Annotated in this window: 16 protein-coding genes; 9 read left to right on the forward strand and 7 right to left on the reverse strand. The window is 32.0% G+C overall.

Features of this window, described 5'->3' with window-relative positions; genetic code table 11:
- Nucleotides 1–2: 2 nt before the first annotated feature.
- Nucleotides 3–1025, reverse strand: coding sequence for a TylF/MycF/NovP-related O-methyltransferase (locus Q0845_RS05655; protein WP_298510432.1), 1023 nt, complete (start codon nt 1023–1025; stop codon nt 3–5).
- 268 nt (nt 1026–1293) lie between these two features.
- Between Q0845_RS05655 and Q0845_RS05660 the strand changes: the two genes are divergently transcribed.
- On the forward strand, nt 1294–3375 hold the full coding sequence (locus tag Q0845_RS05660; RefSeq protein WP_298510435.1) for an IPT/TIG domain-containing protein: 2082 nt from the start codon (nt 1294–1296) through the stop codon (nt 3373–3375).
- Between the two features lie 419 nt (nt 3376–3794).
- Here Q0845_RS05660 and Q0845_RS05665 read toward each other — a convergent pair whose 3' ends face one another.
- Nucleotides 3795–3989, reverse strand: coding sequence for a hypothetical protein (locus Q0845_RS05665; protein ID WP_298510438.1), 195 nt, complete (start codon nt 3987–3989; stop codon nt 3795–3797).
- Between the two features lie 209 nt (nt 3990–4198).
- Here Q0845_RS05665 and Q0845_RS05670 point away from each other — a divergent pair, with 209 nt between their 5' ends.
- Together Q0845_RS05670 and Q0845_RS05675 are read left to right on the forward strand one after the other, a co-directional pair.
- Nucleotides 4199–5857 carry a helix-turn-helix domain-containing protein gene (locus Q0845_RS05670; RefSeq protein ID WP_298510441.1) on the forward strand — a complete coding sequence of 553 codons (1659 nt, stop codon included), beginning with the start codon at nt 4199–4201 and terminating at the stop codon, nt 5855–5857.
- A 102-nt stretch (nt 5858–5959) separates the two neighbouring features.
- Complete coding sequence (locus Q0845_RS05675; protein WP_298510444.1) at nt 5960–6217, forward strand: hypothetical protein; 258 nt, start codon at nt 5960–5962, stop codon at nt 6215–6217.
- A gap of 219 nt (nt 6218–6436) precedes the next feature.
- On the opposite strand, the gene Q0845_RS05680 is transcribed toward Q0845_RS05675, so the two are convergent.
- From Q0845_RS05680 to Q0845_RS05690, 3 genes are all read right to left on the reverse strand, one after another.
- The gene (locus Q0845_RS05680) at nt 6437–8815 is read right to left on the reverse strand and encodes a T9SS type A sorting domain-containing protein (RefSeq protein ID WP_298510445.1); all 2379 of its coding nucleotides are present in this window, start codon (nt 8813–8815) and stop codon (nt 6437–6439) included.
- Nucleotides 8815–9705: a hypothetical protein gene (locus tag Q0845_RS05685; RefSeq protein ID WP_298510448.1), complete on the reverse strand. Its 891-nt coding sequence runs from the start codon at nt 9703–9705 to the stop codon at nt 8815–8817. Before Q0845_RS05685 ends, Q0845_RS05680 begins: the two co-directional genes overlap by 1 nt.
- A gap of 109 nt (nt 9706–9814) precedes the next feature.
- Nucleotides 9815–10039 carry a hypothetical protein gene (locus Q0845_RS05690; RefSeq protein WP_298510451.1) on the reverse strand — a complete coding sequence of 75 codons (225 nt, stop codon included), beginning with the start codon at nt 10037–10039 and terminating at the stop codon, nt 9815–9817.
- A gap of 257 nt (nt 10040–10296) precedes the next feature.
- Here Q0845_RS05690 and Q0845_RS05695 point away from each other — a divergent pair, with 257 nt between their 5' ends.
- From Q0845_RS05695 to Q0845_RS05710, 4 genes are all read left to right on the forward strand, one after another.
- Nucleotides 10297–12018, forward strand: a complete 1722-nt coding sequence (locus tag Q0845_RS05695) for an AraC family transcriptional regulator (RefSeq protein WP_298510454.1) — start codon at nt 10297–10299, stop codon at nt 12016–12018.
- 87 nt (nt 12019–12105) lie between these two features.
- Complete coding sequence (locus tag Q0845_RS05700) at nt 12106–12354, forward strand: hypothetical protein (RefSeq protein WP_298510457.1); 249 nt, start codon at nt 12106–12108, stop codon at nt 12352–12354.
- Nucleotides 12355–12494: 140 nt separating this feature from the next.
- The gene (locus Q0845_RS05705; protein WP_298510459.1) at nt 12495–12641 is read left to right on the forward strand and encodes a hypothetical protein; all 147 of its coding nucleotides are present in this window, start codon (nt 12495–12497) and stop codon (nt 12639–12641) included.
- A gap of 815 nt (nt 12642–13456) precedes the next feature.
- Entirely contained in the window at nt 13457–16660 is a 3204-nt protein-coding gene (locus Q0845_RS05710) for an AsmA-like C-terminal region-containing protein (protein ID WP_298510462.1), read from the forward strand.
- Nucleotides 16661–16690: 30 nt separating this feature from the next.
- Here Q0845_RS05710 and Q0845_RS05715 read toward each other — a convergent pair whose 3' ends face one another.
- Together Q0845_RS05715 and Q0845_RS05720 are read right to left on the reverse strand one after the other, a co-directional pair.
- The gene (locus tag Q0845_RS05715; RefSeq protein ID WP_298510464.1) at nt 16691–18040 is read right to left on the reverse strand and encodes an ATP-binding protein; all 1350 of its coding nucleotides are present in this window, start codon (nt 18038–18040) and stop codon (nt 16691–16693) included.
- A complete protein-coding gene (locus Q0845_RS05720) occupies nt 18030–19415 on the reverse strand; it encodes a sigma-54 dependent transcriptional regulator (RefSeq protein ID WP_298510467.1) in 1386 nt (461 codons plus the stop codon). The genes Q0845_RS05715 and Q0845_RS05720 overlap by 11 nt, the downstream gene beginning before the upstream one ends.
- A gap of 203 nt (nt 19416–19618) precedes the next feature.
- Between Q0845_RS05720 and Q0845_RS05725 the strand changes: the two genes are divergently transcribed.
- Nucleotides 19619–20971, forward strand: coding sequence for a TolC family protein (locus tag Q0845_RS05725; RefSeq protein WP_298510470.1), 1353 nt, complete (start codon nt 19619–19621; stop codon nt 20969–20971).
- Between the two features lie 14 nt (nt 20972–20985).
- A complete protein-coding gene (locus Q0845_RS05730) occupies nt 20986–22236 on the forward strand; it encodes an efflux RND transporter periplasmic adaptor subunit (RefSeq protein ID WP_298510473.1) in 1251 nt (416 codons plus the stop codon).

A 22236-nucleotide genomic window follows, 5' to 3' on the forward strand; every position in this document is an offset into this window, starting at 1 on the left:
GTTTATTTGTCTGTGTTTTTACGCCAATATATCGCTGACCAATCTATTGACACAATTTTATCTGTAATGGAATTTGCTTCTCTAAACTCATCGATTGCTTGCTTGCATGGCGGCGCACAATGATAATCATCTACAATTATAAAACCGCCATCCGAAAGTTTATGATATAGACTTTTTAATGCATCCATCGTTGATTCATACAAATCACCATCCAAACGAATCATCGCTAGTTTTTCAATAGGCGCTTTCGGTAAAGTTTCTGAAAACCATCCTTCTAAAAATTTCACTTTTTCATCAAGCAAATCAAATCGTTTGAAATTTTCACGAACCTCATCTGCGGTAACCGCTAAAGTTTTCCACATAGAAAGATCGTATTTTTTATCGGCAGGATATTCTTTTTTGTTGGGTTTTGGCATTCCAGAAAACGAATCGGCTACCCAAACAGAACGTTTTGTATCTCCATAACTTTTTAGCAATGCACGCATGAATATGGTACAACCGCCTCGCCAAACACCCGTTTCAATGAAGTCGCCTTCAATACCTTCTTGCAATATGAGTTTTGTACAGTATTCAATATTATTCAATCGTTCTCTTCCAGCCATTGTCAATGCTTTCGCTGGCCAATCCAATCCAAATTCACGTTTATCAGCAGTAGAAAACTTAAAAACTTCCTTTATGCGATGAATGATTCTCGCAAAGCTAATTAGTGGTTTTGAGATGCTCACTTCAAACGCACTTCCATCACTCGCATTCCACAACTGATACGTTAAACAATTCTTTAATAATTCTAAATATGCATCTGTATTATTTATAGAAGAAGTAAAAGCGACTTTTGCATCTGTAACTCCTGATGCGTACTGTCTTAATTCTGTAGCACTACGATATGATTTTGAGGCACCAACGGCATCACCACATTGAAGCTGTAAATCCCCTAATTTTTGGTATAGTTCAGATTCCCTAGGATTTTCTGCAATGGCCTCAATACAAGCGTGTATTTCTAGTTTTAATGATTCTTTCTCTTTCATTTGAAAAGAGTGGTTGGTTAGATTGGTTACGTACTAAAAATACAATAAAAAAGTGGGAATTATAAGTGAGTCGTTTTAGAATTTACAAAAATCTATGAATTCCATAAAAACACTATTCACAAAATGTTTTTTTAAGTTTTAAAACTGCTTAAGAATAACTAAAAAGGGAAAACACCTTTCAAATTTAGTGTTTTAACTATTTGATAATCAATTATTTAAATTCATATTTATTGTGTTTTAAAAAATATTAATCATAACATATTACATTATGAAAAAAAGACTAACTATGAGTCTAGTGATGAGTGTTCTTTGCGTTGCTTTTGGTCTAAGCCAAAACAATAGTAACAGCGCTACACGTGATGGACTACAACGCATTAATGTATCAACAGTTAATGGTACAATTTCTGTAAATCTGCCCGCAGAAATACATTCTAAGGATCAAATATCGGGAACCGTCATGGTTGTTCCAGATCATACAGGAACCAGTAAAAGAGACAAAAAAAGAGCGCAGAAACAAAAAGAAGCTTTAGAAAAGTATACAGTTTCTTTTGATGGAAATTCAACTCCTACGTCTGACACCAATGTGGAGTTAAAAATTCCTGAAGTGAATCCCAACAATACGCAAGAACTTACTATTTATGACCCTAAAGGAACTGCTATTGCTACCGTTCCTATTCCAATCAACAATACTGCACGAACGCCAAGCAATTCAGAAAATATTCAAATTCCCACCTATTTAAGAGCTGGAAATACGTGTTATATTAAAGGGAATTTTGATGGTGACATGAAGAATACGGAAGTACTTCTGAATAACAATCCGATTCCGGTTATTGCTGAATCTCCTGATCGACTTATCTGCGAAATCCCCAATACTGTTTCAGGCTTGCAAAAAATTACCGTGACTGAAAATGGCATTACAAATTCGGAGTCTTGTCATGTAGTTGGCATGAATTTGAGTGTTGGAAAGCTGAATTTATTAAAGGGCGAATCTACAAATTTGACGATTGAAGTTTATGGATTGGAAGGCATTGAAACTCCCGTAGAAATTTTAGTTGAAAATAAAACACAGGAAAACATTAGTATTAGTGGTGGAGATATTCAAAATATAACTATTTACCCTAATGAAGCTTCTGCAGAAGGCATTTATACTAAAACGATGCAAGTGCAATCAAAAAGAGCTGGAAATTATACCATTGATGTTACATTGATTGAATCCTTTGAAGATGCTCCAGAAAATAATTCTATGGATACTTCTGAAGTTACCGTCGTTGAAAACCCGGATGTTTTAACCAATAATATTTCTATACCTGATCAATTTATTAGTTACAGTCCTTCATATATAAGCGGAGCTACTTTTTCACCATATTCCTTATCGACAGGTATATTTCCTAATGTCTTTTTTAGCTTTAATGTGATGATTGATGATGATAAGAAGCGAAAGCTACGAAACAAAGGACGAAAAGTACCTGAGAATACACCTTTAGGACCCAAATCTCCTAACGATAAAAAGAATCCACATTCCAGACCTGTTCCTTCTGGAATTAAAGCACCTGTTCACGAAGAAGTTCCAGGTGTATGGCAAACTGGAAAAGCCTTGCTTAAAGAAGCCAAAAAAGAAGTTGAAAGAGCGAAGGCGCACAAAGGAAAAATTGTTGTAGGATTGCCAGGAACTCATGCAAGAGGTCATATGAATCCGCATAGAAAAGTGATTCATAACCAAAGAGGTTGTACCGAAGAAGTGTATATTTTTTACCAGCGTTTACGATATATAGATGATCGTACTTTGGTCATGGAAGAACAAATTTCCCCTTCTTTTGAATTTTCAATAGCTAATGGAACGAGTAAAGTCGAAATTACTAAAAATGAAAGCGGATGGAGTATATCGCCGAGTGTCTCTGTAGAGGTAAGAAAAGGCTTATCTATTGGCATAGGAGGCTCGTATTGGAACAAAACAAAAAAAATCACAGGTAAAGGAGTTCTCAGTTTAGTAGGCAGAAAATTATGGATGTTTCATGTTGGAAGACTTTATTTACATAGAAAAGCTTTTGTACGTATTAAATATGAATACCATTATGAAGTATGTAATGATGGCTCTACTAGAAACTGGGTAGAAACTACATTTACAGACAATTGGTATTATTGGTATGAGTGGGAAGAAGAATTATTTGTTGCTTCTAAAGATAATGAAGGTAATTTTCATCGTGTAAAAGAATTCCCTGAAACAATACATTCTCGTGATGTAAGTGGAAAAGAAAATATGAGCTATGAGGTTGAAGGCTTAGAATCAAAATATTTTGATAATTACGGGTTAAGTGGTTGGGATTTCTTTCCTGCTATTAGCAAAAAATAATAGCACCTATTTTTAAAAATTAAAAGGCTTCACCGAAATGTGGAGCCTTTTTTTAGCACAAGTTCTTACGCTTTCAAAACTTAAAAAAGCAGGTCAGAATTACTTCTGACCCAGCATGAGCTTGTGTCCATTTTAAAAATGCTTAGTTAACCTACACTAACACACATCAAAAAGTATCACCCGAAGAATACCAGCACTTAGTAGGAGTGTTAGATTTTGTTTCACAAACTGTTTCTACAGTAATCGGTTCACACTCTAAACAATAAGTATAATTAGAGGTTCCTACATCATCGGTACCACAATTATTCATAGTATGTGTCCTTACTTGACCTCCTCGTAAAGCAACAAGGTTAGAAACTTGTGTCTTGTTTAGAGTTAAACTTTTTAAATTCTTTTTTTTCATACTATAAATTTGTGAATTATGCTTTCGGTTTACATTTATCATCCTCAATAGTCAATGGACAATTATTACAAGAACGTGTACAACTAAGACAACATGTAGCTGCGCTAACACTTTTTGAAGAAGCAGCTCTACCTCCAATGATTGTATCTTGATTAAGATTCGAAACATTTTTTTTGTTCAAGCGTAAGGTTTTAAGATTTCTTTTTTTCATAATTTCTAGATTTTAAATTTTAAATGATTTTTATTTAGTGTATCAATACAGGAACAAAACAAGCTTTAAATAAAACATGAGTCAACAGAGAGCATTTACAATTCTCTGAATTATAAACGCAATTCATGGAATTGTAAAAGATTTGCGTCTTTAAAAGAATTAGTTCGCGTATGATTTCGGTTATATTTGTCAGAACCATAGATATTTATATGAAGAAATTGCTTCCATTTCTCTGTTTTTTCTCAGTCATTTTATACTGTCACGCACAAAAAAGTGATGCTTTATTAGAAGAAGGTATTGCTTTGAAAAAAAAGGTGCTGCATAAAAAAGTAGCTTTAGATAAAGCAGAAACACTCATCAGATATTATTTAAAAAAAGCACAAGAGAGTCAACGTAAAGAATTGATTGGAAGAGCATATTATTTGTTGAGTTTAAAAAATACGGATCATCAAAAGAAAATGCTATACATAGATAGTACGCTCTTTTATACTAAAGATTTAAAAACGGATACGGAGTTTCCTATGAAAGGATACTTTTATAAAGGCTTGTTTTTAGATATGGCAGAAGATTATCAAAGAGCTATAGATAATTATTTATTTGCGGAATCGTATGCCAATACCAATCAAAATACAACCTATCAATACTACATAAAATATAATATTGCTTTTCTAAAACGCAGAATAGGGAATTATGACGAAGCGATCACACTTTTTAAGCAGTGTATCGATTATGAAGAAGCAAAAGAAGAGATGAATGTATCCAGTTATTTAAACATACTACTTCATTTAACAGCTATTTATTATGAAACTGGACAGTTGGAAAAAAGTAGTGTCATTAATCAGCAAGGCATACAACTATCCTTAGACCATAAGTTAACGAACTTATATCATCGTTTTGTGGTTTGCTCCGGAATCAATCTATGTTTACAAGGAAATTATAAAGCTGCTGTTGATAGTCTGGAAAAAGGCATTCCCTATTTGGATAAAGCAAACAAAATAACTTCCAGTTTTTATTTAGCAAAAAGTTATGATGCTTTACAAGAAAGAGATAAAGCACTATCGCTTTTTCAAAAAATAGATACTGCTTTTACCGAAACCCAGAATTTATTTCTACCTATACGTGAATCTTATTTGTATTTGATAAAAGATTCGAAAGAAAAAAAAGATAAAGAATCACAATTATATTATATAGAACAGTTGCTAAAAGCGGACAGTATTAGTCATATAAATTATAAATATTTATCTTCTACCATTACAAAAAAGTATGATATTCCGGAATTAATGGCGGATAGAGATCATTTGATAGCCGATTTAAAAAGTGATAAAAATTTGATCCTCATTATAAGCATCATACTTGTTCTATTGACTTTGGGCGGATTGCTCTATTATTATAGATTGAAAAAACTTTACAAAAAAAGATATGATGCAATTGTAAACCGATCTAGCGCTATCATAGAAGAACAAATTACAGTAGAGAATGCACAAATACGCCCGATTCCTATAGATATAGATGAAAGTACTATTCAAGAAATTTTAAAACAATTAGACATTTTTGAAGCAGAAAAAAGTTACCTCACCAATCAAATATCTCTGAAAGATGTCGCAAAAATTGTGAATACTAATTCCAAGTATTTATCTAAGATTATCAATTCTCATAAAGGGAAAAATTTTGCCACTTATATTAACGATTTGCGTGTTGATTATATCATAAATTGTATTCAACACGATCCATTATATCTAAAATATACGATCAGGGCAATTGCCACAGAAGCTGGATTTTCAAATCAGGAAGGTTTTCTTAGAGCTTTTCGAAAAAGAACAGGACTAAAACCTTCTTACTTCATCAAAAAAATACAAGAAAGTCAATAGTAATTGATAATTCACTGAATTATCAATTGTTGAAGTTTACTTTTTCCTCGTTTTATCAAATGAATAATTAGTTTTGAGTACATTCAATTAATAATTTATAGTATGAAAAAAAACAAAAAATTAATGTCATTTAAAAAGTTTACGATTGCAAACTTAAATGTCGCTACGATTATGGGAGGAACAAATGCTCCAAATCCAAATAATGGAGAAGATACAGATACAGATGATTGTACCGGCCAATCTACAGGCTTACATGCTTCTTCTCCCGAATTTACATGTGAAGATGATGCTGCAACTCGAGATGGAGTATTGTGTTTAAGACCTGATACTAATAATCAACATACGCAACAAAACATGTAAGTTTTAAAAATATAGTGGTTCGCTAACCGCTGTATCTTTTATGATAAAGTTAAATAACAACTTCGTTAAGAAATTTTTATACAAAAAAAGCTTCACATTCCTGTGAAGCTTTTGCTTAGTAGCGGAAACTAGACTCAAACAAGTAACTTTCGAGCTATGAGTCAAAAAGTTTAATTTTCAATTGCTTAAAAACAAACAGTGTTTGCGCGCCAACTGTATTTATTCAACAATTAACTTTTTTGTAACCAAAAAGTCTCGATTTTTAATCCTCAAAAAGTAAACACCTTTTGCATACTTACTAAGATCCAAAGTTTCTATATTAGTAGTCGCATTTTTAGATAAAATAGTTTTACCCGTCATATCTAAAACAACTAAATTAGCTTCTGACATTCCTCCTAAATTTATATTAAACATTCCTTTAGATGGATTTGGATATACAGATATTTCAGTTGTATTTACAGGAATGATTTTATCTGGTTCATCATTTGCGTCTCTATTAAAACCATTGAAGATTTGAACAAAATTATGGTTGCTTCCATACTCTCCACATTGATTGCTAAATTCTATGGTATAAAAATAAGTACCATCATTAATACTAGCATCAGGCGTCCATATACACACCGGATTTTCTGTAACACAACCCGATGATTCAAACATTACATTTCCCCATCTATTTACGACGGTCAAATGGTAAAAATCGGCTCCTTGCGGACTAAAACATAAAGTATCATTGATACCATCACCATTTGCCGTAATGACATTTGGAAAACTTGTAGGCATCGAAAATGCAGTATTCGATTTATTCCACGATAGTGTTGAAACTGCTTCTGTAGGATAACAATAATTCTTCATCCTTACTTTAATCTTATAATTATGACATTGAGAAACACAGCCTGTTAAGCAATTTGTAACATCAAAATGATATGTTCCCACATTAGGATTCGTACAAGCTTCTATTGTTTGAGAACAAATTAATTCTGTTTCTTGCTCGTTCCACGTTTCTATAACTAAATACTCATAACTAGCTGGAAGCGCTAGGTCAAATTGAAAATCAAAATCCGTATTCACCATATTCGAAAAACTATTAATTGGAGCAACAGGTGTAGGAGCTGTCCAAGTAATGACTTCTTCAACATCATCAAAACAAGGATTGGAAGCCGTAATGGTAACTTCAACATCATCGCACATTTCTAGGAGACATGAATTTAAATCTAGAAGCACATCGTTTACGTTTATATCATTACAACTTGAACTTTGCGTATCCGTATATAATACCGTTCCATTTGCTACACTTACTGCTGTTACCGTATATGAATTTGCATTATTGATGTCTAAATCAAGATTTAAATTGTTTACTCCAGAAGTAGTACTGTTTACAGTTATAGATGGTGCTGCATCAAAATAACTCATGGTAAACGGAAATGTTTGACTTTCTCCGCATATTGTCCAAATCACCAATTCAGCATTCACACAACCTGATCCTGACGGTGGTGTAAAATCTGTAACTCTAGACCATGGAGTTGAAAAATATTCTACTGGAGTCCAACTGTAAAATACACCTGCTTGATCTGGAATATTTTCACCCAATGTGGTTCCACTGCTACAAACTGGTGTTGATGGTGTTTCAAGTGCTCCTATTGACGGGCATGGATCTTCTACACAAGTACCTATTTGTGTTTCAAAATAACTTCCGGGTTCTGTAATAAAACCTGGTGCTAAAATTACTGTCGGTGCTCGATAAATGACTTTTGATGAACTTTTCACTATCACAGGTAAATTATCAACCCAAGGTTCAGGGCTTACATTAGAACCTGCGCTAATTTGAACATTCGCTTGTTCTATTTTGTGAACATCAAAATATTGCCAATCTTGAATATATTTATAATCAACACACTCTTCCTCTTCAACCAAAGACACTTCATCATAATGTAAAATTAAAGAAGCAGCATCATCGACGGGAGAATTTTGTTCATGATTGTACTGTAAGACAATATATTTCATGTCTTCATAGTCTTTATTATCATCCATCGGAACTGTAAAATAGGCTTCAATATTTCTCCAATCACAAGAATGTTCAACATATACATCTAAAGCCACCCATTTTTTATGAGGTTGTACTCTTAAACCCTCACTTTTCGTTGAAAATACTACCTGAAAACTTCCTGCACCGTAGTCATAACCTCTTGCAGCTCTTACTTTTACTTTAAATCTATATGTTTTACCTTTTACTAGTTTGTAACCATTCTCCATTTCGGTCATAATACTCTCGTTTTCGAAAGCACTCCTAATATACCTAGAGTCGTTAGCTGGACAAAATCCGTCTCCTATTACCATTCCACCAGGAATCCAATCTGGCGAACATCTAGAACTCCAAATATCTGTTGGCTTAGCAACATACCAATTAGATAAATCAGCATCAAAACGAGCTCTACCAGTTGTGCATCCTACCTGAGAGTAATATGCATCTGGATCTGTTCCTCCGTTATAATTTCCTAGTTCAAAATCACCATTCGGGATTAAGTTTTGTGCGTTAGCACATGGAGAAAAACTTAAAGTGATAAGAACAATTAGATATAATAATCTTATATTCTTCATCATTACTTAGTTTTCAATTGTTCTTGTAACTTCTTTATTTGCTTTTGTTGTTCAATGACATATAATGTCAGTTCTTCAATTTTCTCTAATAGTTTAGCATCCATCTTTGCTAGATTGATTCCTTCTTTTGCAACTTCTTCGGCACTTGGCACATTTGGTAAATGCCCATTTTTTTCAATATGTGCTTCTACTTCTTCAAGTGGTAATAATTCATAATTATCTTCAAATACATAATCTGCCCAATCACTAGAACTACGCAAGGTTACTTTTACTTTTTCTGTCATGATACCATCTGCAACATATAGTTTAAAGTTTCCGTTAAAAGTTCCTGCTGTGTTTGGATCGAGTCCAATACTTACTTTTCCTGTATCGGTTAAAAACATTTTATAATTTCCAAAATTGCTACTTCCTGAAGGTTTCCAGAAGTTAAGACCAGCAACACCTCCAGATACATATTCAATTCCCCAATTTCCGCTTGGAGCATTTGTATCTCCTCCAAAAATCATCATAGGACCGCCATAAGAATTGTTTCCTGTAATTTGGATTCTACCGTTATGAACATGAAGTTTGCTATTAGGATTTTCTTCTCCAATTCCAACTTTTCCATTCGTTCTTACAATAAACTGAGTTCCAAACGAGCCTCTTCTGAGTCCATTTTTTCGTATATGAAATAGCGAATTTATAGTACTCCCTTGCTGAAAGGCAAATGGACTGGTTATTCTCAACCCAGATTCCATAGTCGCAAATTGAGGAAGATACATATCTGTTTTTGCTGTAGGTCCAGAAGTCCCAATACCAACATTTCCACTAGTCGGAAATGTATTTGTTTGAGAATAGGTAAAGTTTGCTAAAACTAAGCAGATTACTAAAAGTAAATTATTTTGTGTTTTCATATTTAATATTTTAATGCCTGAAATTTTTGTGTTAGAAAGTATTATGTATACGGGTACTTTTAAAAAAGTAAAGAAGAAAAAGCGAACCGAAGTTCGCTTAGAGTGTTTTTTAGTTACTAACGTCACAGTTAGATGGCACACCTCCCATTGGATTTCTACTTGTGTGAGTTGTGAAAGTATCGCAACCATCTAGTGTTTTTGGAGGTATGTATCCGCAAAAATTACAATTAGTAATATCTTCAGTACCTGCTTTACCTCCTTGTAATTTATGGTATTGTAAATTAGAAACTAACTTCTTGTTTAATGTCAATGATTTTAAATTCTGTTTTTTCATAATCTTAAAATTTTAAATTAATATTGACTCAAAGAAAGCCTGTAAACACAGATAAACAAAGGGGTATACTTGACCTTTTATAAAAGATCAATTGCGTTTTTATAAAACATAAATAGAACATTATATATCCGTTTTCTTTATTTTTTGAAGGCAGACAAAACCATATACATATATGAATTAATAGATTTAGGTTACTTTTCTTATTCAATGAAATGGAACTTCTTATTATATTTGAGTAATCTCATGAAGTTTATTATATGTCTTATATCCAACATTCCCCTTATATTCTTAAAAGAGTGCTATTCTTTATACTCTTTTGTAACTTTTCAATGCTCTATGCGCAGTCGGATTCTTTAGCGCATAAATCCTATGAATATCTAGATTCTTTGTATTTGAAGTATCGATATAATAACCCTAAAAAAGCCAACCTGTATGCAGACGAACTCTACACTAAGGCTCAAGCTACTGAAGATGATAGGCAAATTGGGCAAGCGCTACATAGAAAGGCTTTTATAGCTTATAAGTTAGGTAACTATGAAAACGCTTTTATGCATATAGAAAATTCGATTTCTATTGCTAAAAAAATAAAAAATGATTCGCTAGAGCTAAAGAATGAAAGTTTAACAGGTAATGTATATTTAGCAAAAGGAGATTATAATAATGCGATTAATCAATATATACAAGCAAAAAAAGTTGCACGTAGGATAGGAAACATCAATGATTTTTTACTGTCAGATCATAACATTGGTATGATTAAAAAACAAACTAAAGACATAAATGAAGCTATCGAAATTTTTTTAGCAAATTTAGAAGCCGTTAATACATATAAAGATGTGAATCTTGAGAGATTAGAAGTCATTAGTTTAGTTGCATTATCCGATACCTATTTGAGGATAAAAAATGTAACTAAAGCAGAAGAATACACTACTAAAGGCTTACAAAAATCCTCTTTAAAAAAGTTTAAAGATGCGTACCTTATTTTATCAGCAAATAATGTCATTATTAATTATCAAAAAAAATTATATCAATCCAGCATCCAAAAAGCATACTCTTTATTAAAACCTATGTATGACTATAGTAGTGAGAAATCTATAACTACACTGTATTTATATTTAGGCAAAAATTATCTAAAATTAGAGCAATGCGATAGTGTTATTAAGTATTTTGAAAAAATTAAAGTAATTACCGCAAAAGAAGATTTTGAATTTCCCGAATTAGAAGAAGTATATCATATCCTAGGGACTTGTGAAGCAAGATTAGGCAATACGGAAAAGAGTATAGAATATCATAATTTGAGTGCTCAGTTTGATGAAATAAACGACAGCACAAATACTGTTATAAATAATGAATTACATAGAAAAAATGACATCATACCTTTAAAAGAAAAAATAGAATCTTTGGACGATTATGGACAGGAACAAAAAAGTCGGGCAACCTTGTGGTATAGTATTTCGGCTATATTGATCCTATCACTACTATTATTTTTCTTTTTGTATCGAAAAAAGCAACTTCAAACTAAAAAACGCTTTCAAGAACTTTTACAAACTATAGATACCTTAGAACAATCTAAAACTGAATCACAACCTTTAAAAACAACTGCTTCAGTGATTACTGATGAAAATGTATTGGGAATTTTAGAAGGACTCAAAGCATTTGAGCAAAAAGAGTATTATTTACGACAAGATTGCACCTTAATATTTGTCGCTAAAAAGTTAAAAACCAATACCACATATTTATCAAATGTAATCAATACATATAAAGAAAAGTCATTTAAATCATATTTGACCGAATTACGAATCAATGCTGCACTGATTCGCTTAAAAAACGAACCAAAATTAAGAGCATATACCATTAAAGCCATTGCTGAAGAGTTTGGTTTTAAACGTCAAGAAACATTTTCTAAAGCTTTTAAAGCAAAAACCAACATGCTCCCTTCAAAATACATTAAGTCACTTAAAATCAATAATATAGAAAATTGATGTTTTATAAAATATCAACTACAAAATTAGCAGATTTTAAAAATATTTCCCACCTTGCTGTTAATAACTAAAACTATAATTTGCATTATGAAAAATTTAAAGATCAAAAAAATAAAGATTGCAAAAATTAATAATTTGAGCATGATTTTAGGCGGAAACAGACAAACTATTATTCAAGGTTGTATGCCTGACACACATACTTGTCCACCTAGAGAAACCCACGATCCCAACTATACTACTTGTCATACAACAAATAATGGTACACTAGCTGGAAATCCGACTACTGGAGGTTTTGCCGAAACTGATCAATGTGGCAGCGGTCGTAATTCCGATTGAGTGAGATTTAATTATATAAAACTATAGCTAACTTATAATTTAGCATAAGAGTTTTATAATAACATTTAATATTACTCGTTTATGTTTTGATTAAAAATCCTTTTAGCCTTTTTTGTGTATTAACTAAAATTTTAAACATTATGAAAAAAAAGAATTTTAAACTGCTTAAGTTAAACAAAAAAACTATTTCAGTTATAAAACTTACTAAAATTAAAGGGGGAACAGACCTTACATTAGCCGGAAATGTAACAGGAGGTTTTGCCGAAACTGATCAATGCGGCGGATAATATTTTATCCTTAAATAAAACTAATGATACCAGTTTGATCATAATATGATGGACGTTATAGATACGAAATTACGTTGACATCATGTTATAATCAAATTGGTATTAGCTATAAAAAAACAGAACCTATTTACTCTAAACGTTTAGTGGAACGTATCGCTCCTTTGTAACAGTTATAGAAGCAAAGAGCAAAAGAAAAGCGAACCGAAGTTCGCCAGACTATGATTTAACTATTAAAATCATACACATACATCAGGAGGACAAGAAAAACAAGAATTTGCATCCATAAACGCCTTTGTATGTTTATCAGCATTACAATACCTACAATTAGTTCTTCTTTCGGACACCTCTGCTCCTCCTTGGATATATAAAGAATTAAATTCCGAGATTGTTGTTTTATTAATGACTAATGATTTAAGATTTCTTTTTTTCATAATAAATGATTTTAAGATTAAACATAGAAACAAGTAATGATAAAAAGGAAGAGCAAAAAAGGAAAGTAAATGATGTTTTATAAAACATCACAACATAAAAAAACAAAAAAAGACACTTCACTTTTGTAGCAACAGAACTAGACCCAAACCTGTAATTTTCGAATCATTAGTTTATCTAGAAAAAACTACTTATTGATTTTCGTTAACGTGATTACAAGATATCATCAACTGACTTTGTGTATCTTATTTATTCTTTTTTAACGGTCAACTAGAATCACCATATACTCATATCTGTGAGCATTCATATAATTATTATGGCGTATTTCATACGAATTCGTTAATTTTAGAGTCGAACACTTTTCTAACACTAAAAAGGCAGCTACTTTGAAGATTAAAAAAATATGGAAACGAATTTTATTAGGACTCATCATAGTTCCAATTTTAGTGCTAGGAGGTTTAATATTATATATTCAGAGCAACCAAACTGAAATTATTAAAGCTGAAATCGCAAAACTAAACAAAGAACATAAAGGGCTTATTAGTATTGGTGAAAGCGAATTATCTCTTTTTGGAAACTTCCCATACATTTCTCTTAAGGTATATGATTTCAAAATTTTTGAAACAAAAGAAGACAATGCACCTGTTATAATGGATGTAAAAGATGTGTATGTTGGCTTTAATCTTTGGGACATTGTAAGCGGAAATTATGACATTCAATCTTTAATAGTTGAAGATGGTGTTTTTAATATTGTTATTCACGAAAATAATACTACGAATATTCAAAATTCCATCGCTAGTACTTCTGACACAGAAACTCCATCCACGAATATTCATCTAAAAAAGATTAAATTTAAGAATATAGATATTCACACGCTAGATGAAGCTACCAATACAGATGTCGAAAAATTCATCTACGCTGGTACAGGTAGTTTTAATCAAAAAGACAGTATTATTTCTGGGCATGTAGATGCCGATCTTGAATTAAATGTGATAAAAAATGGAGATACAACCTTCTTCCATAAAAAACATTTAGAAGTACATACAGATGTCGTGTTTAATGAACAAACTAGTATTCTTGACATACAACCCTCAGGGATTGTAATGGAAAATGGAGATTTTGAATTAGAAGGCTCTATAGATGTAAAGAATGATGTAGATCTCGATCTTTCTATAAAAGGAACAAAGCCCAATTTTGATATGTTTATCGCTTTTGCTCCTGCAGATGTAATACCTGTATTAGAGAAATACGAAAACGCTGGCGAAATTTATTTTAATGCGAGTATTAAAGGTGCCGCTAATAAAGGAAATAGACCTTTTATCAATGCCAGTTTTGGAGCTAAAAAAGCTTTTTTAGAAAATACTAAAAGAGGAAAAAAGATCGATAATATGGGCTTTAGCGGTCATTTTACCAATGGTGAAAATAGAGATGCAAGCACCATGGAATTTTCTTTAACAGACATGACTGCCTCTCTGGAAAAGGGAGAATTTGAAGGTTCTGTTGTTGTTAAGAATTTTGAATCACCGGAAGTTGATATGCAAATAGATTCTAACTTCAATCTGAATTTTATTACAGACTTTTTTGAACTCGAACAAGTACAAGGTGCTTCTGGGCAAGTTTCGCTAAAAATGAATTTTCATGATATTATTGATATTGACAAACCCGAAAAGGCATTGCAAAAACTGAATCAAGCATATTTTGCACAGCTGACTGTAACAGATTTGAGTTTAAACGCCAAAAACCTACCTGCTCCTTTAGACACTTTGAATGTAAACTTAGTTATGAATGGTAGGGAAGCTACGCTGAAACAATTTGATATGTCAATGGGCAATACAGACCTATCTATTAGCGGTTTTCTATCAGATTTACCAGCCATCGTACATCATACAAATATTCCAATAGAAGCCCATTTCGATATTACTTCTAAGAATCTGGATATTGCACAATTGACAGGTTATTTACAACAAGATTCTATCCAAAAAGGTATTGATGAACAAATAGAAAATCTCAGCTTAGGACTTTCTTTTAAGGCTTCTGCGAGAGACTTTACAGAGTCCAAATATATCCCAAAAGGCGAATTTTTTATTGATAGTTTACATGCCAACTTGAAGCATTATCCACATAAATTACATGATTTTCATGCAGATGTATTGATAGACAGTGTAGACTTAAAAATAGTAGATTTTACCGGATATATAGATGATAGCGATTTTCATTTTGACGGACTCATACATGATTATGCCTTTTGGATGCAACCCGAACTTAACGGAGATGTGGATTTAGATATCAATCTCGTTTCTAGCAAATTAAGGCTGGAAGATGTTTTTTCGTATAAAGGAGAAAATTATGTTCCTGAAGAATACAGGCATGAAGAGTTTGATGATTTAGCATTGCATTTCGATTCTAGTATGCATTATAAAGATTCTGCTTTGCATTCCATCGATCTGGCTTTGGATAAATTAGACACAAAAATGAAATTGCATCCACTGCGCTTTCATGATTTTAAAGGAAACATTCATTATGAAGACGAACATATTGTCATAAAGGATTTTCATGGTGAAATAGGAACGACTAATTTCAATTTTGATTTAAATTACTATTTGGGAGAAAATCAGCAAATAAAGAAAAGGGATAATTATTTGGCAGTAAAAGCAAATTATATTGATTATGATGCGCTCTTTAATTTCGATTTACAACCCACAAAATCAACAGCAGTTGTTGCTTCAAAAACTGAAGATGTAACAGCACATGCAGATGCCTTCAACATCTATGAATTGCCTTTTACAGACATGCAATTTAAGGCAGATATTGATCACTTTATATACCATAAAATAGATCTTCAAAAAATCAAAGCAACTGTAAGAACAACGCCTAACCATTATATTTATATAGATACGTTACACATGAATGCTGCTGGAGGAAATATTCAATTAAGTGGATATTTTAATGGTAGCGATCCAAAACACATCTATTTGCAACCAGATTTGGTGATGAATAATGTTGATTTGGATAAATTGTTATTCAAGTTCGAAAATTTTGGGCAAGATCATCTTGTTTCAGAAAATTTGCAAGGTAAACTCACCTCTAGAATTAAAGGGAAGATTAGAGTATACCCAGATATGGTTCCTGATTTGGATCAATCTACACTAGAAATGGACGTAAAAGTGTTAAATGGTAGATTGAAGAATTACGATCCAATGTTGGCACTTTCAGATTATATGGGAAATAAAAACCTGCGAAATATTCGGTTTGACACTTTACAAAATAGCTTGAATGTAGAAAAAGGAAAGATTCATATTCCTTCCATGACAATCGAATCTACTTTAGGTCATATGGAATTGTCTGGCACACATGACAGCAATCAAAATATCGATTATTATTTACGAATTCCTTGGAAGACTGTACGAAAAGCTGCTTGGTATAAATTATTTAAACGTAAGAACCGTACTGTTGATGAAAACCAAGAAGATGAGATTGTAGAAATAGATTCTACCAAAAGAACACGCTATCTCAATATAAAGGTCAAAGGAAGCATCGATGATTATAAAATTTCACTAGGCAAAAAGAAGAAAAGTAAACGTGATCAATAATAACTCCGTGATTTTATAAAAAAACTCCATTTAAAAAAGTAACGTAAAAGACGTTTCTTTATTAGGTACAGAAGTCACCGTTAAGCTTCCATTGTGCATCTGTAAAATTTGTCTTGAAAGGCTTAATCCTATTCCAGAACCATCTGTTTTAGTAGTGAAAAATGGCACAAATATTTGCTCCATTAATTCTGACGGAATTCCAATACCATTATCCTTTACTTTAATAAATTTCCTGTTCACTTCATTAATTCCAGAAATAAGTTCTATGCTACTATCTTCTTTTCCTCTGGAAGATTGCATTGCATTTTTTAATAAATTGATGAGTGTTTGCGTAATTTGTTTTTCATCCGCAAAAATTTCAAAATCACCTGACAAATGCCTGACCTTAAATGAAATTTGATCAAAACCTTTTTCCTGACTTACCAATGTTTTTACTTCTTCCAAAAAGTCTTGAATATTAATAATTTTTTTGTCTGGTTCTGGAATACTTAAAAGACTTCTGTATGAATGCACAAAGTCAATTAATCGATTTCCTTGATTATTAATAATTTCCAAACCTCTTATCGTATTTTTAACTTGCTTTTCATTAATTTGATCTGCGGCTATCCATCCTTCATCAGTCTTATAATAATTCAAAATTGACTCCGATATAGAACTCAAAGGTGTAATAGTGTTCATTATTTCATGCGTTAATACTCGTATAAGTTTCATCCATGAATCTGTTTCTTTTTCATTTAATTCATTATTGATATCTTGAATTGTGACGAGGTTTAACATTTGAGCATTCAATACAACTTTCTTCGCTTTCACTACCAAACTAATAGTTTCTCTTTCATTCGTAATTTGAAATAATTGCCGTTCAAAAGGTTGCAGCTTTGATAAGTGATCCGAAAGTTTTTTATCTACTTTCTTTAACTGATTTATATGATTTAATTGACTTGTATTGAATAATCTTTTTGCTGTAGGATTTGCGAATAGTATATGTCCTTTATCATTGATTGTAAGAACTCCAATTTTAACTTGTTTTAATATTTCTTGGTAGTAGTTTTCCTGTTCTCTATTTCTGACTTGAGTTTCTTGAATAAAATTTCGAACTTTATTTAAGCTTTTGTGAAGTTCTCTTAATGAATTAGGTCCCGAATCTTCCGGAAATCTAATGGTGAAATCTTCATTTTCAATAGACTCAAAAAAGTAAGCAATTTTATGATTTGTTTTATTTAAGTATCTAACAAAAAAAACGACTTGTATGCCTATAAAAAGAAAGCATAATCCTGATAAGTAATATTGTCCTTTATTAAAAAGAAAAGCCAATAAAATGGCAATGCCCGTTATAATGACAATTCTGATTAAAATTTGAATATAGTATGTTTTAATAGCCATTTTTTGCTCCCAAATTGTTCATCTTCTTCGTTTTATTGTATAGTGTTTGCCTAGATACACCTAACTCATTAGCTGCTGCTGTATAATTTCCATTATGCTTGTGTAAGGAATCGGCAATCATTTTTTCTTCCATTTCCTTTAGGTTATTTGTATGAAAACCAGTATCTATAGCTGTAGAAGCATTCAATAAAAAATCGTTTGGTTTTAATATAGTGCCTTCACTGAGTATTACAGCTCTTTCCATGGTATGCTTGAGTTCTCTTATATTTCCTGGCCAATGATGAGTTTTCAATTTTTCTTGTGCCAAACTATTTATTTTCAAAGCTGATTTCCCATATTTTGAAGTGAATTTGCTTAAGAAAAAATCTGCCAAGATTAACAAATCATCACCGCGTTCTCTTAAACTTGGAACATCTATTTGTATTGTATTTATTCTATACAATAAATCTTCTCTAAAAAGTCCATCGTTTACCATTTGAACTAAATCACAATTTGTAGCACAAAGCAATCGTATATCAATAGGAACATGTTTGTTAGACCCAACTTTTATAATTTCTCTATTTTGGATGGCCGATAATAATTTTGCTTGCATTTGCAATGAGAGGTTTCCAATCTCATCCAAAAAAAGAGTTCCTTTATTTGCTGCTTCAAACTTCCCTATTCTATCTTCTTTTGCATCGGTAAAAGCGCCTTTTACATGACCAAAAAGTTCACTTTCAAAAAGTGTTTCAGATAAAGCTCCTATATCTACATTAATAAAAACTTCATTTTTTCTTTCAGATATTTGATGCAGTTCTCTAGCAATAAGCTCTTTTCCTGTTCCGTTTTCTCCCGTAATTAATACATTAACATCCGTTACAGCTACTTTTCTAGTGAGACGTAATACTTCATGTAATGCTTTAGAATTACCAATAATAGTGTTTTTATTTTGGTTAATGAGTTGCTTTAAATGCCCTTCTTTTTGTTTTAGCTTCTTGATTTCTACTTTAGACCTTCTTAGTGTATACGCAGAACGAATAGTAACTAATAACTTTTCATTATTCCACGGTTTCATTATAAAGTCAATTGCACCTTTTTTTAATGCCTTCACTGCAAGATCTACAGAACCATAAGCAGTCATCATAATTACAGAAGCATCGGGTGCTTTTTTTTTGATTTCATTCAGCCAAAATAATCCTTCATTTCCTGAATTAATTCCTGCAGAAAAATTCATATCAAGCAATACTACATCTACTTCTTCAAGCTTAGGATAGGAGCTAATTTGATTGGGATTACTAATCGTATTAACATTTCCACATTCAAATTGAAGCAAGATATCTAAAGCATTTAATATGTTTTTATTGTCATCAATAATGAGAATCGTAGCATCTGTCATTTCATTGCTTTTTTATAGATATATAAAAGTACAAATTAGTCATATATGAAAAAAAGGAGTGTCAATTTTTTTTACACTTTCTGTATATTTATTTTACACCAACTTCCTTCTATTCGCAACAAATAACTTATAAAAAACTACCTGTCAATCACTTATGTTTTTTGGTACATATTTGGCTTAGCTATTATCACAATTTTTAAACTATGATCAAATTAGAAAAAATCATATTTCTATTATTAGTATGTATACATACAGAAAGTTTTGCACAAAAAAGCTGGAAATTAGACGCCTGCATAGACCATGCATTGGCACATAATTTAAGGTTAAATGACCTGAACTATACTAGTGCTTCTGAGAAGGAAAAAAACAAACAATCGTACCGAGAGTTTCTTCCAACCATAGAAGCTAGTGCTTCGTATGATATTCAGTATGGACGTTCGGTAGATCCAAATACGAATCAGATTGTTAGTTCTAACTTCTTTTCAAACAATTATTTTATTAGAGCTAGGCTCGATCTTTTTAATGGTTTTCAAAGGATTAATACGATTGCAGCTACTAAGTTTTTGTACAAAGCTTCTTTAGAAGAGTATGAACAAGAAAAGTATTTGTTAGCTTTTTCGGTAATGTCTGCTTTTTACGATGTACAGTTTTATAATGAACTTCTTCAGATTTCAAAAGAGCAAGTCGTTATTTCTGAAAGGAATCGTGATTTTGTAAAAAAACAAGTTGATTTAGGGATGAAGGCTGGAGCTGATTTGTATGAAGCCGAAGCCATTGTTATTGGAGATGAATTGATTGTGACTCAGAACGAGAACAATTTGAAAACTGCCAAATTAAAGCTAATTCAGGAAATGAATCTTGAAAATGTTACTGATATTGAGATCAATGCTTTTGATACTACTTTTACAGAAGAAGAGAATATAAAGGAAATAGATTCAGACACAGTGTATAACAAAGCACTTTCTTTTATGCCTATTATAAAATCTCAAGAATTTAGAGTGAAAGCTGCCCAAAAAGATGTTTCAATTGCTAGAGGTAGCTTGTATCCAACACTTTCTTTTTCTGCAGGATATCAAACTGGATATTTTGAAACCAATGTTGACGATGCTGGTTCAGTGATTCCTTTTAGTACACAAACCAACAACAACGCTTCCCAATTCATTGGTTTATCATTGCGTATTCCTATTAGCGAGCGTTGGAGTAATCGTTCAGAAATTAAACAAAAGAAAATAGCATTATTACAACGAAAAAATGACTTAAAGCTTCAACAACAAGAACTTAATAAAGTCATACAGGAACTTACACAAGCGTACGAAGCTTCAAAAGTAGAATACAGTCGCACAAAACAAAGTGAAGCTTCACAAGCTACCGTTTTTGCTATTGCTCAAAAAAGGTATGAAAAAGGATTGATCAGCATTTTGGAACTTCGTCAAGCAAAAACTACGTATGCAGTTGCGCAGAGTAATACATTACAGGTAAAATTAAAATTACAAGTTCAACAGAAGACATTAGATTTTTATATGGGACTTCCTGTATTTAATATTAATAAAAACTAACCAAGAATTATAACATGGATATAGTATTAGAAAAAAAGAAGGGATTGCGTCCAAAACATTACGGGTACATTGCACTAGGTATATTAGCCCTTTTTGTAATTTGGAAATTTGGTTTCGAAGGAACTTCATCTACTTTTAGAATTGAAAGGAATAAGCTTTCTATCTCCACAGTGACACAAGGAGAATTTGATGATTATATTACAATAAGTGGTTTGGTTGCTCCTATAACTACGATTTATATGGATGCTTACGAAGGTGGCCGTGTTACGGAGAAACTTGTGGAAGAAGGCGCTACGGTGACGAAAGGAGATATTATTTTACGATTAGAGAATATGGAGCTTTATGAACAAATTTTGGCAAGTGAAAACAACTTAGCGTTGAAGCAAAATGACTTACGTTCTACTAAGTTAACTTTTGATTCTAGACAGGTTTCTGGAAAGAAAGATTTGGTAAACTCAAAATATGATTTGCAAAAGTTAGAACGAAATTATAACCAAAATAAAGCATTATATGCAGATGAGCTCATTTCTAAAGAAGAATATTTAGTTTCTAAAGAAAGCTACGAGTTAGCAAAAAAACAATTTGATATTATAAAAGTGCAAACTCAACAAGATGATCAACTTCGAAATACTTCTTTAAAAGAACTCGATTCCGATTTAGCACGTATGCGTAAAACACTTTCTATGGTTTACGATCGTATTGATCACTTAAATGTAAGAGCTCCGGCAGATGGACAATTAGGTTTTTTGGATGCTGAAATTGGACAAAATATTAAAAGAGGAGAACGTATTGGACAAATTAATGTACTTACCGATTATAAAATTGAAGCTTTTATTGACGAGCATTATATTGACCGCGTAAAGAGAGAGCTTAGCGGTGTATTGGATAGAAATGGACAAGAATATGCATTGCGCATACGAAAAGTATACCCTGAAGTACGTGATGGAAAGTTTAAAGTAGATCTTGTATTTACTTCCGACAAACCAGAAACCACTCGTACAGGACAGAGTTATAGTATAAAACTACAATTAGGAGCTTCTAACGAAGCATTGTTGTTACCAAAGGGAGGGTTTTTCCAAAATACTGGTGGACAATGGATTTTTGTAGTTGATCCATCTGGGGAAACTGCTTCGAAGAGACCTATTAAAATTGGAAAACAAAATTCAAGATATTATGAACTATTAGAAGGCTTACAATCGGGAGAAAAAGTAATCACTTCAAATTACGCTAGTTTTGGCGATGCAGAGAAAATAGTATTAAAATAA

It is taken from the genome of uncultured Kordia sp. (assembly GCF_947489565.1).
Classification (GTDB): domain Bacteria; phylum Bacteroidota; class Bacteroidia; order Flavobacteriales; family Flavobacteriaceae; genus Kordia.